The organism is Kribbella endophytica (assembly GCF_054781295.1).
This window is the reverse complement of the sequence record NZ_BAAGUR010000001.1, coordinates 2969514-2982329: the sequence shown is the minus strand read 5'-3', so window position 1 is coordinate 2982329 and position 12816 is coordinate 2969514. Positions and strand designations below refer to the sequence as shown.

The following is a 12816-nucleotide window of genomic DNA, read 5'->3' as shown; positions in this document are numbered from 1 at the left end:
GCGGGCTCAGGGTTTGCGGGCGACCGCGCAGTACAGGAAGTTGCTGGCGTCGTCGATGTCCGGTGCCTCGAGGTCGGCTTCGCCGTACGGGTTCCAGTCCGACAGCCGGACCAGGCCCGGGGAGAGCACCTTCAGGTCGCCGAACAGGGACAGGATCTCCTCCGGCGTCCGGAAGCGCAGGTCGGGGAAGCTCGGCGCGAGCTTGTTCTCGAAGGCTTCGGCGATCTGGGCGGTCTCGCTGCCGTCGCGCGGGTTGCAGGCGTGACTGATCGCGACGAAGGAGCCGGACGGCAGCTTGTCCAGGTACGCCGCCTGGATCTCGCGGGCGTGGTCGAGGTCGGGCACGTGGTGCAGCACCAGCGCCTCGATCAGGCCGATCGGGCGGGCCGTGTCCAGGCCGACCACGACGGCCTCGTCGGACAGCACCTGGTGCGGTCGCGTGAAGTCGGCCGCGGTGAAGTCGGTGTACTCGTTGTCGAGCAGCAAGGCGCGCCCGTGCGCGATCACCGACGGGTCGTTGTCGACGTACACGACCTTGGCGACCGGGTTGATGCCCTGGGCGATCTGGTGAGTGTTCTGCGCGGTCGGCAGGCCGGCGCCGAGGTCGAGGAACTGGGTGATCCGATGCTCGCGGGTCAGCCAGCTGACGGCGCGCTGCAGCCAGCGCCGGTTCTCCCGGGCCCAGACCGGCAGGTCGGGCGCGACCTCCATGATCTGGCGGTAGATCACGCGGTCGGACTCGTAGTTGTCCTTGCCGCCGAGCAGCAGGTCGTAGACCCGCGCGACGCTGGGTTTGGTCACGTCGATGGTCAGCGGCGGCTCGTTCTGGTCGTCACCGACTGCATCGATCATTGCCGAAACCCTTTCATTTCTTGACGTTCGGGACAGGTGCTTGACCCGTCACGGTCCGTACGCCGAGGCTATCGCGCGCCGGGTCCGCGCAGCAGGGCACCCCGGGGCAGATCGCGGGGCAGATCAGCGCCGGTCGTTGTCCTCGGAGCTGAACAGCGTCTCCGCGTCCGGGTCTTCTCGCGGAGGCTGCGGCGCGGCCTCGGAAGGCCGGCGGCGGAGCTGCTCCGGCGGCGCCTCGTCGTCCAGGATCCCGTCGCCGGGCTTGCCCTCGGGCCCGCCGAAGAGCAGGTCGGACATCTGCAGGTGCATGTGCTCGACGTGCGGGACGTCCGGCAGGATCACCTGACCGCGCTCACCGGCCGACTCGATGGCCAGCGTGCCGCAGCCGAGCATCCGGTCGATCAGGCCGTGCTCGTACGAGACGTCGTTGATCCGCATCAGCGGGATGTCGCGGCCGGTCCGGGTCAGGATGCCGTGCCGGGTGATCAGTCGCCGGTTGGTCAGCGTGTACGTCGAGAAGAACCAGTTCAGGAACGGCTTGGCCCCGAACACCACCAGGACCAGCAGCCCGACCACGCCGATCGCGATCCGGGCCGGGGTCTGCAGGCCGCCCGACGGCACCACCGCGGCCAGGAACCCACCGCCGCCCGCCACCACGAGCAGCAGGAACACCGGGAAGATCAGCGCCTTCCAGTGCGTCCGCGTGCTGACGACGACGTACTCGTCCTCGCCCAACAACTTCGCCGAGATCGCCATGAGATCAGTCAATCACGAGACGAGATACAGCAGGAGAACAAAATGATTTAATGCTTTACAGAATGCATACAGCGAGACAGTATGCGCCAGGGGGCTACCTGTTAAGGAGTCAGTTCTGATGGGCATCTTGTCGGTCCTCGACCGGGAGCACAGCGTCGCACCCCCGGGCTACAGCCGCTGGCTGATCCCGCCGGCCGCGCTGGCGGTCCACCTGTGCATCGGTCAGGCCTACGCGACCTCGGTCTACAAGACGTCGATGGTGAAGCACTTCGACGCCAGCCAGACCTCGATCGGCGTGATCTTCAGCATCGCGATCGTGATGCTGGGGCTGTCCGCCGCGGTCGGCGGCACCTGGGTCGAGCGCAACGGGCCGCGCAAGGCGATGTTCGTCTCGGCGTGCTTCTGGGCGACCGGCTTCCTGGTCGGTGCCCTGGGCATCGGTACCGGTCAGCTCTGGCTCGTCTACCTCGGGTACGGCGTGATCGGCGGCATCGGTCTGGGCATCGGCTACATCTCGCCGGTCTCGACGCTGATCAAGTGGTTCCCGGACCGCCCGGGCCTGGCCACCGGACTGGCGATCATGGGCTTCGGCGGCGGCGCGCTGGTCGCCAGCCCGCTGTCGCGCCAGCTGCTCAGCCTGTACGACGACGGCTACGACCCGAACAACTCGGCGTCGGTGGCCGGCGGCAGTGCGCTGGTCGCGCTGTTCGTCACGCTCGGCCTCGGCTACTTCGTGATCATGATGTTCGGCGTCTTCAACATCCGCGTTCCCGCCGAGGGCTGGAAGCCGGACGGTTTCGACCCGTCGACGGTCAAGCAGAAGGCGCTCGTCACGACCTCGAACGTCTCGGCCGCGAACGCGATCAAGACCCCGCAGTTCTGGCTGTTGTGGGTGGTGCTGCTCTGCAACGTGACCGCCGGCATCGGCATCCTGGAGCAGGCCAGCCCGATGATCCAGGACTTCTTCCGCGGCGCGGACGGCAAGTCCTCGGTCGCGGTCGCCGCGGCGGCCGGGTTCGTCGGCGTGCTGTCGATCTTCAACATGGCCGGCCGGTTCGGCTGGTCGACGACGTCCGACGTGATCGGCCGCAAGCCGATCTACGCGCTCTACCTCGGCGTCGGGATCGTCGCGTACTTCCTGCTGGCGACCGTCGGCCACAACAGCACGGCGCTGTTCGTCCTGCTGGCCGCGGTCATCCTGTCCTTCTACGGCGGCGGGTTCGCGACCGTACCGGCGTACCTGCGGGATCTGTTCGGCACGTACCAGGTCGGCGCGATCCACGGCCGGCTGCTGACCGCGTGGTCGGTGGCGGGTGTGGCCGGACCGCTCATCATCAACGGCTTCCTCGACCGTGAGGGCAAGCCGGGCACGCTGACCGAGGTGGCCTACCGGCCCGCTCTGTTCACGATGGTCGGCGTGCTGGCGATCGGATTCATCGCCAACCTGCTGATCCGCCCGGTCGCCGAGCGGTTCCACGAGAAGTCCAGCACCGCAGCATCGGAGGCCGCGTCATGAACCAGACTCCTCGCCTAGTCGTCTCCTGGGCGCTCGTCGCCGTACTGCTCGGCTACGGCGTCATCCAGACGCTCATCACCGCAGCGAAGCTCTTCACTAACTAGTACGAAGGTGCGTCACGTCGCCGGCGGCCAGCGCTCGTTGGCCGTCGGCGGTGTCGACCAGTAGCCGTCCGTCGGTGTCCAGCCCGACGGCCTTGCCCTCCAGGAACTTCCCGTCCGGCAGTTCGACCCGGACAGACCGCCCGATCGTCGCCGACAGCTCCTGGTAGTCCGGCAGGATCACCGCCGGATCACCCGCCGCGGCCACCCACTCCTGATAACGCGTGGCCAGCTCCCGCAGTACGGCGGACAGCACGGTCACCCGGTCCGTCGTTGCCGCGCCTTCCAGCGCCAGTGACGTCGCCGTCGGCAGCGGCCGCTCGTCGGCGCGCAGCGTGACGTTGATGCCCATGCCGACGATCGCCGCCGGGCCCTCGACCCGCTCGAGCAGGATGCCCGCGAGCTTCCGGTCCTCGATCAGTACGTCGTTCGGCCACTTCACCAGCGCCGGGACCTCAGCAACCCGCCGTACGGCGGAGGTGACGGCCAGCGAGACCAGCAGGCCCAGCCACGGCCAGCGGGCAGCAGGGACCGCAGTCGGACGCAGCAGGACCGACGTCAGGAGCGCAGAGCGCGGCGGAGTGGTCCAGGTACGGCCCAGTCGTCCACGTCCGGACGACTGGTACTCCGCTGTCGCCACCAGACCCTCAGGGGCTCCGGTGCGTGCAGCGGCGGCCAGGACGGCGTTGGTGGACGGCGTCTCGGTCAGTACGTCGATCTGCGTCCACAACCCACCAGGACGCAGCAAGCGGGCCCGCAGGAACTTCTCGTCCAACGGGGGCCGCTCCAGGTCACCGAACATCAGCCGGTGTTCTGCAGGCCGGCGGCAACGCCCGACACGGTCAGCAGCAGCAGTCGGCGCGTGCGCACGATCTGCTCCTCGTCGAGTGAGTCGTCCGTCCGCAGGGTCCGCAGCGCTCGCAGCTGCAGGTAGCTGAGCGCGTCGACGTAGGGGTTGCGCAGCTCGACCGCACGGCCCAGCACACGGCGTCCGGCCAGCAGGCGGTCACCGCCGAGCACCTTGAGCACCCACTCGGTGGTCAGCTCGTGCTCGTCCAGCATCAGCTGGGTCAGGTCGTCGCGGTCGCCCAGCTCCAGGTAGCGGCCGAGGATGCGCCGGTCCGTCTTGGCCAGCGACATCTCCGCGTTCTCCAGCATCACCTGGAACAGCGGCCAGTTCTTGTTCGCGTCCTGCAGCGCGGCGACGTCGCCGACCGCCGCGAGCGCGGAGCCCAGGCCGTACCAGCCCGGCGCGTTCACGCGGGCCTGCGACCAGGCGAACACCCACGGGATGGCCCGCAGGTCCTCCAGCGAGGACACCGCCACGCCCCGACGGGCCGGACGCGACCCGAGCGGCAGCTGGCCGAGCTCCTCCAGCGGGGTGACCCGGCCGAACCACTCCGCGAACCCGTCGGCCTTCACCAGCTGGTGGTACGCCGTACGCGCCGCCTCGTCGAGCACCTTCTCGATCTCGCCGAACCGGTCGGCTGCCGCCGTGGCCCGCTCCTCGATCGCCGGGGTGGACGCCAGCAGCGTGGCGGCGGTGACCTGCTCGATGTGCCGCTGCGCGATCGCGGCGTTGCCGTACCGGGCCGGGATGGCCTCGCCCTGCTCGGTCAGCTTGAACCGGCCCGCGACCGAGCCAGGCGCCTGCGCGAGCACCGCACGGTTGGCGGGGCCTCCGCCACGGCCGAGTGCACCGCCGCGGCCGTGGAACAGGGTCAGCCGGACCGCGTTGCGCTGGGCCCAGGCGGTGATCCGCGCCTGCGCGTCGTACAGGGCGAGCGTGGCCGAGACCGGGCCGACGTCCTTGGCGGAGTCGGAGTAGCCGAGCATGACCTCGAAGCGGCGGTCGTTCGCCGTCAGGCGGTGCCGGACCCGGGTCAGCTGGATCGCGTTGTCCAGCACCTCGACGGAGTTCTGCAGGTCCTCGCCGGTCTCGAACAGCGGTACGACGTCCAGCTCGATCGGCCGACCGTCCAGCGCCGCGTCGGCCAGCTCGTAGACCGCGGCGAGGTCACCCGCGTTGCGGGTGAACGACACGACGTACCGGCGGCACGCCTCGGGGCCGAAGCGCTGCTGGATCTGGCCGATCACCCGGAGGGTCGCCAGCACCTCCTCGGTCTGGTCGGACAGCTCACCGCCGCCCAGGACCTCCTCCAGCGCCTTGGCGTGCACCGACGAGTGCTGGCGGACCTCCAGCTCGGCCAGGTGGAAGCCGAACGAGCTGACCTGCCAGATGAGCTGCTGCAGCTGCCCGAACGCCTGGCGGGGTGCGCCGGCCGAGACCAGCGAGTCCTGCAGGACCTTCAGCTCGTGGGCGAAGTCGCTGGCCCGCGGGTAGCCGAAGTCGGCGTCCCGGCCGCGGGTGGCGGCCAGTCGGCGCGCTGCCAGCAGCAGGAGCTGCCGGTGCGGCTCGGACGGCGAGCGGGTCTCGATGTCGGCGATCAGCTCCGGGTTGACCGCGCGGGCGTCCTCCAGGATCCGGCGGACCGGCGCGGACGGCGGAGTGGTCGCCGCGTCCAGCGTCAGCGACCGGCCGAGCTGGTCGGTGGCCTGCTCGAGCGCACGCAAGACGTGGTCGGCCTGGATCTGCATCGCCTCGCGGGTGATCGCGGCGGTGACGTTCGGGTTGCCGTCGCGATCGCCGCCGATCCAGGAACCGAGCCGGACGAACGGCGCGACCACCGGCGGGCGCGTCCCGGCCGCGTCGCCGGCCAGCGCGTCGTCGAGCCGGCGGTAGACGTTGCCGACGACATCGAACAGGGTCTCCTCGAAGACCGCCATCGCCGAGCGCACCTCGTCCAGCGGCGTCGGCCGGCTGGTCCGCAGCTGCCCCGTCCGCCAGAGGATGTCGACCTGCTCGACCAGGCCACGCCGGTTCTCGGCCAGCTCGGCGTCACCGGCGCGCGGGTCGTTGCGCTCCTCCAGCAGCGACGAGATCCGCCGGATGGTCGCCAGTACGGCGCGGCGCCGGGCCTCGGTCGGGTGCGCGGTCAGGACCGGGCGGAACTCCAGCCCGTTCAGCAGCGCGCGGGCCTGCTGCTCGCCGGCATCGGTGGAGATCTGCTCGACCGCCTGGGCCAGCTCGGACACCGCGGGGGCGTCGCCGGAGCGGTCGCGCTCGCGCAGGACGCGGGCGCGGTGCAGCTCCTCGCTCAGGTTGGTGAGGTGGAAGTAGCAGGTGAACGCGCGGGCCACGTCCTCGGCGCGCTCGTGCGGCCAGGTCGCGACCAGCCGCTCGGCCGCCTCGCCGTCACCGGCGATGGTCAGCTCCCGCAGCTTCTCCACGTCGTCCAGCAGCGGCTGCCCGGCGTACTCGACCAGGATGCGGCCCAGGATCTCGCCGAGCAGGCGGACATCGGCCCGCAGCTCCTCGGGGACTTCGAAACGTGCGCGGGTACGGGTGCGGGCGTTCGCCTGACTGCCGGTCTCGGTCACGTTCGCCCACGATATCTGTGGCCGCGCTCTCTTGCCGCATGGTCCGGCCAGTGAACGCAGATCGTGACCGAGCGTGATGGTGGCACGACGGACAGCTCAGACAGAACCGAAGCCGCCGCCGACGACCTGGGAGACCACCTGGGCCAGCTCGGCCGGCGTGCGGTCGGTGCCGTCGACGACGAGCATCCGGGCGCAGGACTCGGTCATCGAGGCGAGCATCTCGGCCAGGACGGGCAGGTTCGCGTCCGGCGCGGTGACACCCGGCAACGATTGCACCAGGGTCAGCCGCAGGCCCTCGACGAGGAACGCGCGCGCCGCCCGGACCCGGTCTGCGACGGCCGGCGCCGCGCCGTACTGGGCTCCGAAGACGATCCGCCAGGACTGGGGATTCTTCGCCGCGGTCTCCAGGAACGCGGTCAGGCCTTCGAGGACGTGGTCCTGCGGCGTCCCGACGGTCGGATCGGCGGGCAGCGCGGCCATGATCGAGAGGACCAGGTGCTGCTCCTCGCGGGCCAGCAGCGCCAGCAGCAGCTCGTCGCGGTTGGCGAACGAGGCGTAGACGACCGGCTTGGTGACTCCGGCCGCGTCGGCGACCGACTGCATCGTCGTACCGGCGTAACCGCGCTCGGAGAAGACGCCCAGGGCGGCCTCGAGGATCATCGGCCGCCGGCGTTCCGGACCGAGGTGCGCGGCCCGGCGGCGAGGTTCCGCAACCGGCTCGTCGGGGCTGACCACTTGACAAACCTACCAGGTCGTAGGAAATTCCTACGGTCTAGTAGGAACTGCCACGGGGAGGTCTGCTTGACCGAGCGTGGTGGTGCGCACTGGTTGGAGTCCCGCGACTGGTCAGGGCTCGAACTGGGCGAGCTGGCCCGGCTGGTGGACCGGACGTCGGAACGGGAGCTTCGGCATCGACTCATCGGGGGTGTGCGAGAGGTCGCGTTGCGCGAGATCTTTCGCCGGATGCCGGAGTACCTCCGGCCGGCCCGGGCCAGCGGCTTCGACGCGGTCGTCACCTGGCAGATCACGGGTGCGGCTGGCGGCGTGCACGGCGAGGGCGTCGACGAGTACCACATCCAGATCACCGACGGCCGCTGCGAACTGCTGCCCGGTCACACCGGCCCGGCCCAGATCTCCGTCCGCACGGACCCAGCCACCCTGCTGAAGATCGTCACCGGCAACGAGGACCCCGTCACCGCCGTCCTCAAACAACGCCTCTCAGTCCGAGGCGACCTGGCGTTGGCCGCCCGCCTCACCAAGATCTTCGCCGTAGGCCCCCACTAACGCCGTACAAGCAGTCAGCACCGCCGTTCGCCTAGCAAGTAGTCACCCCCGCCAGGCGCACAACACCTATCCCCGCCCCTCCCCCCTGTCGGTCCTTTCCTTCCCTTGCTCCCCCCACCTTCCCCCCGACCGGCTGAGCGACCCCCCGCCGCCCGAACGGGTAACAGCAGTCAACGGCGGAACCGCCGGATCACCCCCCACCGCCCGCTGAACGGCGTGCCACTCCGGAAGCCTGTCCAGAAAATCGTGCAGCGACCGAACCTCCGCGGCAGCACCAGCGCTCGCCTGATCAACCGGCGTCACCCCACCCCGTACGTCGATCTGCCGCGCCTCCACCACCGTGGTCAACTCCCGGCTCGCCGCCCCGCGCAGATCACGCTGGGCGAACCCGGTCTCCAGCCCACGAGCGACCTGCGTCAGCAGCGCGTCCTTCTCCGGCTGCGGCAGACTCCCGTACGCCGTCCCCTGCTTGTTCAGCAGCATCTCGGCAGCCGCCGGAGCCGCACCGCCCTTCCCCGCGGCCGCCATTGCGGTCAGCACGTCCGGGTACTGCCGCCCGGTCCGCGCGCCGATCGCCACTGCCATCGCCCGCGCGGCGACCACGTCGCCTTCCGGAACACGCCACCTGAACGTCCCCAGGTCGTCGGGCCGGCCGTTCTCGATGATCTTCGGCACCAGCGCGGGTGTGGCCTCGAGTGCGTAGGCCTTGTTGACCGCTGCCGCCAGCCTGTCGCGCTCCGGGGACTCGGGCGTGCCCGGCAGCCGGTCGTCGGGCTCCAACGCGCCCGCGCACGTCGCCACCAGCGTCGTCAGCTGCTCGTGCAGGTACTGGCGTTCGTCGACCACTCGCCCATCGCGGTGGGCGAGCACGGCCCGCAGGTTCGGTGCGAGCCTGGCTGGGACGTCGAGGTTGTCGGCGATCGGTTCGATCGCCGCCCGCAGCTCCGGCGTGACCTCCAGCACCTCCCGTCCGTACACCGACGGGACACCACCGGTGTGCTCGACGACGGCTCGGTTCATCAGGACGATCAGGTTGTCGACCGCTTCGTCAGCCACGGCGGAAACCTAGCGTCGGACCGGTTCAGCGCTGCGCTGCGGCAGAGGTCACAGGCCAAAGTGCTACTAGCCAGTTAGGCTGCCCGACTATGGGAGAGACCGTGAACGTCCACACCACCGCCGGGAAGCTCGCGGACCTGGAGCAGCGGCTGGACGAGGCCGTGCACGCCGGGTCCGAGCGCGCGGTGGAGAAGCAGCACGCGCGGGGCAAGAAGACCGCGCGGGAGCGGATCGCGCTGCTGCTGGACGAGGGGTCGTTCTCCGAGCTCGACGAGTTCGCCCGGCACCGGTCGACGTCGTTCGGGCTGGACGCGAACCGCCCGTACGGCGACGGCGTGGTGACCGGGTTCGGCACCATCGACGGCCGCCAGGTGTGCGTGTTCGCGCAGGACTTCACCGTCTTCGGCGGCTCGCTGGGTGAGGTGTTCGGCGAGAAGATCGTCAAGGTGATGGACCTGGCGATGAAGATCGGCTGCCCGCTGATCGGCATCAACGACTCCGGCGGCGCCCGGATCCAGGAGGGCGTGGTCTCGCTCGGCCTGTACGGCGAGATCTTCCGCCGCAACGTCCGCGCGTCCGGGGTGATCCCGCAGATCTCGCTGATCATGGGCCCGTGCGCCGGCGGCGCGGTCTACTCGCCGGCCGTCACGGACTTCACCGTGATGGTGGACGAGTCGTCGTACATGTTCATCACCGGCCCGGACGTGATCAAGACCGTCACCGGCGAGGACGTCACCCAGGAGGAGCTCGGCGGCGCCCGGACGCACAACACCAAGTCCGGCAACGCGCACTACCTGGGCAGCGACGAGGAGGATGCGATCGACTGGGTGAAGGCCCTGGTCTCGCACCTGCCGCAGAACAACCTCGAGGACCCGCCGGTGTACGACGCCCCGGCCGACCTGGAGGTGAACGACCTCGACGCGGCGCTCGACACGCTCGTCCCGGACTCGCCGAACCAGCCGTACGACATGCACACGGTGATCGAGACCGTCGTCGACGACGGCGACTTCCTCGAGGTGCAGACGCTGTTCGCGCCGAACATCATCGTCGGCTTCGGCCGGGTCGAGGGCCGCCCGGTCGGCGTGGTCGCGAACCAGCCGATGCAGTACGCCGGCACGCTCGACATCGACGCCTCCGAGAAGGCGGCCCGGTTCGTCCGCACCTGCGACGCGTTCAACGTGCCGATCCTGACCTTCGTCGACGTGCCCGGCTTCCTGCCCGGCACCGACCAGGAGTGGAACGGCATCATTCGCCGCGGCGCCAAGCTGATCTACGCGTACGCCGAGGCGACCGTCCCGATGATCACCGTGATCACCCGCAAGGCGTACGGCGGCGCGTACGACGTGATGGGCTCCAAGCACCTCGGCGCCGACATGAACATCGCCTGGCCGACCGCGCAGATCGCGGTGATGGGCGCGCAGGGCGCCGTCAACATCCTGCACCGCCGCGAGCTCGCCGCCGCCGAGGACGTCGAGACCCGCCGCCAGCAGCTGATCACGGAGTACGAGGACCACCTCGCCAACCCGTACATCGCCGCCGAACGCGGCTACATCGACGCGGTCATCAAGCCGAGCGAGACCCGCGCCGAGATCGTCCGCGCCCTGCGTCTGCTGCGCACCAAGCGCGACACGCTGCCCCCGAAGAAGCACGGCAACATCCCCCTGTGACGGGAGCCCCTTCCATGACCGACACCCCAGCCGAAGCCCCGGTCCTCCGCGTGGTGAAGGGCGACCCCACCCCCGAGGAACTCGCCGCCCTCGTCGCCGTGGTCGCCGCCCGCGCCGCCGCCGTACCGGCCCCCGCCGACCCCGAACGAGCCAGCGACTGGGCAACGTACTGGCGCCACGCCAAACGCCCCCTCCACGCAGGCCCCAACAGGTGGCGCGCCAGCGCCCACCCGTGACTCCGAAGCACTCGGCGAAGGCGCTCCGGCAGCAACTGCTCGCCGGAGGCGTCGATCTCTCCCAGCCGTCCATCCGCCTTGTGTGGAAGGCGTTCCTCGGCTTCGGCGCCGTCCCGGCCAAGGGCGTTCTCGGCCCGGAGGACGACGGCGACGGGCTGCTCGTTCAGTACGGCGTGGTCGACTTCGGCGACGACGCCGGCCGGCACTTCGCGCTGGACTTCACCCGGCAGTTCATCAGTACGGCGGACGCGATCAGCCAGCTGAGCTGCACACTCGAGTACGACGTGACGCCCGCGCTGGAGGCGATTGCTTCGGACAGCCTGTGGTCGTTCGGGCTGAGTCCGGACGAGTTCGCCGGCAGCGGCTGGAAGGCTTCCGGCTCCTCCTCGGGGCGGAGCTCAGGCCGCGGCGCATTCGGATCCATTTCGACGACGAGGTCTGAGCACCCGTCGTACCGGCCACTCGTGGGTCGCCCGCTTCAGCTCCGGCCGCCGGGTTCGTCCCTGGGCCCGCGTGAGCGATCGGCCGGCCTCGGCTGGTCCTGGCCAGGGGCAGCGTCCACTACGGGCGCGGGGCCTGTCGCGGGTGCGATGCCGCGGTCGAACACGAGGCCGCCGACGTCCGCCATCTGGGCGAAGAACCGCTCCCCGGTGCGGACCTTCTCGATCGCTCCCGTGGCGACCTCCTGGCCGCGTTGCGCCCCGGCCGAGCGGGCGGTCGGAATGTCTCCGAGTCGCGCGAAGTCCGCTCCGATGGCGCGGCCCAGGTCCGCGCGGAGGGCGGCCGCGCGTCGAGGGTCCTGCAACAGCTCGGGCAACTGGGTCTGGGCGATGATCAACCCCGCCAGCGCGTCCGGCCGGCGGGACGCCGATTCGCGCGCACCGGCACGCAGTACGTCGACAGCTCGCAGGCCCTCGAACTCCGCCGCGAGCTCCGCGGCGAACATGCCGGTCGCACTCGTCCAGCCCGGATAGGACGGCAGCGCCTTCGGCCCGGCCTCGACAGCACGAGCCATCGGTACGGCGAGCTCAGCCGGCAGGACCCGGCTGACCATTCCGGGCAGCTCCACCTGCGTGAGCGCCTCGATGAAGCCCTCCTCCGCAGGGTCCTGCTCCTCGCGGTCGAGGTCGCGGATCCGGTCCGCCAGGGTCCAGTCGCCCGGTGCGGTCAGGTGCCCGAACTCGTGAGCGGCGGTCTTGAGACCCGCCAGCACAGCTGCGCGAACTTCGGGTCGGCCAACGCCCGCGGGCCCTCGGCGTACAGGCGTTGCAGCGGCTCGACGACCAGCGGACGGCTGAGCAGCAACCGTCCGTCCGCGGTGGCCTGGCCTCTGACGGAGTGCTCGCGATCGGCCGGCAGGTAGTCGACCCGGCCGTTCCACAGAGACGCCTCGGCGCGCTGGTAGCTGATCACGTCGGCCGCGATGCGATCCCACAGGCCGTCGAAGTCGGGGACCTCGCTGGCCGGATCGCGGCGTATCACCGCCGCTCGATCCGCTCCAGCACTCTGAGCAGCGCCGCGTTCATCTCCAACGCGGCGTCCCGCTCACCATCGGTCGGCGCCGCGGACGCGATCCTGGCGATCTCGGCGATCCCGGCCTCGACGTGGGCGCACTGCTCCACCGCCGTACCGGCGGGAACCTGCCTGGCCCGCAGCATCGCTTCGAACGCCAGGTCCACCGTCTCGCTCTGCGGCGCGATCAGCTCCAGCAACATGCGTTCGGTGGCCTCCAGGTACCGCTGGGCCTTCGCCGGATCGTCGTCCACCGTCGCCGCCAGCCCACGCAACCGCTCCACTCCGGCCTTGAACGCGGGTACGTCGTCCGCCACGCCGACGACCTTGGCCCGCTCGGCGGAGAACTCGTCGAATCGCATGCGAGCAGGATTCCACCTCCGCACGGTCAACGG

The 12816-nt window shown here is 70.4% G+C and carries 15 protein-coding genes; 5 read left to right on the top strand and 10 right to left on the bottom strand.

Translation table 11 applies throughout. The features are described from left to right. Window positions 1-6: 6 nt before the first annotated feature. A complete protein-coding gene (locus ACYVIO_RS14260; protein WP_460651215.1) occupies window positions 7-852 on the bottom strand; it encodes an SAM-dependent methyltransferase in 846 nt (281 codons plus the stop codon). Window positions 853-975: 123 nt separating this feature from the next. Continuing rightward, complete coding sequence (locus ACYVIO_RS14255; protein WP_460651214.1) at window positions 976-1608, bottom strand: PH domain-containing protein; 633 nt, start codon at window positions 1606-1608, stop codon at window positions 976-978. Between the two features lie 118 nt (window positions 1609-1726). Between ACYVIO_RS14255 and ACYVIO_RS14250 the strand changes: the two genes are divergently transcribed. Continuing rightward, entirely contained in the window at window positions 1727-3124 is a 1398-nt protein-coding gene (locus tag ACYVIO_RS14250; protein WP_460651213.1) for an OFA family MFS transporter, read from the top strand. After that, entirely contained in the window at window positions 3121-3228 is a 108-nt protein-coding gene (locus ACYVIO_RS14245) for an MFS transporter small subunit (protein WP_460651212.1), read from the top strand. The genes ACYVIO_RS14250 and ACYVIO_RS14245 overlap by 4 nt, the downstream gene beginning before the upstream one ends. Here the strand turns inward: ACYVIO_RS14245 and ACYVIO_RS14240 are convergent. The 3 genes from ACYVIO_RS14240 to ACYVIO_RS14230 all read right to left on the bottom strand — a co-directional run bounded on the left by ACYVIO_RS14240 (window position 3221) and on the right by ACYVIO_RS14230 (window position 7401). Then, window positions 3221-4027, bottom strand: coding sequence for a biotin--[acetyl-CoA-carboxylase] ligase (locus tag ACYVIO_RS14240; protein WP_460651211.1), 807 nt, complete (start codon window positions 4025-4027; stop codon window positions 3221-3223). The genes ACYVIO_RS14245 and ACYVIO_RS14240 overlap by 8 nt on opposite strands. Further along, on the bottom strand, window positions 4027-6666 hold the full coding sequence (locus tag ACYVIO_RS14235; protein WP_460651210.1) for a phosphoenolpyruvate carboxylase: 2640 nt from the start codon (window positions 6664-6666) through the stop codon (window positions 4027-4029). The genes ACYVIO_RS14240 and ACYVIO_RS14235 overlap by 1 nt, the downstream gene beginning before the upstream one ends. A gap of 96 nt (window positions 6667-6762) precedes the next feature. Continuing rightward, window positions 6763-7401, bottom strand: coding sequence for a TetR/AcrR family transcriptional regulator (locus tag ACYVIO_RS14230; RefSeq protein ID WP_460651209.1), 639 nt, complete (start codon window positions 7399-7401; stop codon window positions 6763-6765). 66 nt (window positions 7402-7467) lie between these two features. Between ACYVIO_RS14230 and ACYVIO_RS14225 the strand changes: the two genes are divergently transcribed. Beyond that, window positions 7468-7950: an SCP2 sterol-binding domain-containing protein gene (locus ACYVIO_RS14225; protein ID WP_460651208.1), complete on the top strand. Its 483-nt coding sequence runs from the start codon at window positions 7468-7470 to the stop codon at window positions 7948-7950. A gap of 66 nt (window positions 7951-8016) precedes the next feature. Here the strand turns inward: ACYVIO_RS14225 and ACYVIO_RS14220 are convergent, their stop codons facing one another. Further along, window positions 8017-9006, bottom strand: a complete 990-nt coding sequence (locus tag ACYVIO_RS14220) for a hypothetical protein (RefSeq protein ID WP_460651207.1) — start codon at window positions 9004-9006, stop codon at window positions 8017-8019. A gap of 89 nt (window positions 9007-9095) precedes the next feature. Here ACYVIO_RS14220 and ACYVIO_RS14215 point away from each other — a divergent pair, with 89 nt between their 5' ends. After that, window positions 9096-10673 (top strand): acyl-CoA carboxylase subunit beta, encoded by a 1578-nt coding sequence (locus ACYVIO_RS14215; RefSeq protein ID WP_460651206.1) that lies wholly within the window; start codon window positions 9096-9098, stop codon window positions 10671-10673. Window positions 10674-10687: 14 nt separating this feature from the next. Next, window positions 10688-10909, top strand: a complete 222-nt coding sequence (locus ACYVIO_RS14210; RefSeq protein ID WP_460651205.1) for an acyl-CoA carboxylase epsilon subunit — start codon at window positions 10688-10690, stop codon at window positions 10907-10909. Window positions 10910-11072: 163 nt separating this feature from the next. On the opposite strand, the gene ACYVIO_RS14205 is transcribed toward ACYVIO_RS14210, so the two are convergent. The 4 genes from ACYVIO_RS14205 to ACYVIO_RS14190 are packed head-to-tail and all read right to left on the bottom strand — an operon-like array spanning window position 11073 to window position 12783. Further along, complete coding sequence (locus tag ACYVIO_RS14205; RefSeq protein ID WP_460651204.1) at window positions 11073-11333, bottom strand: hypothetical protein; 261 nt, start codon at window positions 11331-11333, stop codon at window positions 11073-11075. Window positions 11334-11387: 54 nt separating this feature from the next. Continuing rightward, window positions 11388-12122, bottom strand: a complete 735-nt coding sequence (locus tag ACYVIO_RS14200) for a hypothetical protein (RefSeq protein WP_460651203.1) — start codon at window positions 12120-12122, stop codon at window positions 11388-11390. Beyond that, window positions 12077-12391, bottom strand: a complete 315-nt coding sequence (locus ACYVIO_RS14195; RefSeq protein ID WP_460651202.1) for a hypothetical protein — start codon at window positions 12389-12391, stop codon at window positions 12077-12079. The genes ACYVIO_RS14200 and ACYVIO_RS14195 overlap by 46 nt, the downstream gene beginning before the upstream one ends. Next, window positions 12388-12783 carry a hypothetical protein gene (locus tag ACYVIO_RS14190; protein WP_460651201.1) on the bottom strand — a complete coding sequence of 132 codons (396 nt, stop codon included), beginning with the start codon at window positions 12781-12783 and terminating at the stop codon, window positions 12388-12390. The genes ACYVIO_RS14195 and ACYVIO_RS14190 overlap by 4 nt, the downstream gene beginning before the upstream one ends. Window positions 12784-12816 lie beyond the last annotated feature (33 nt).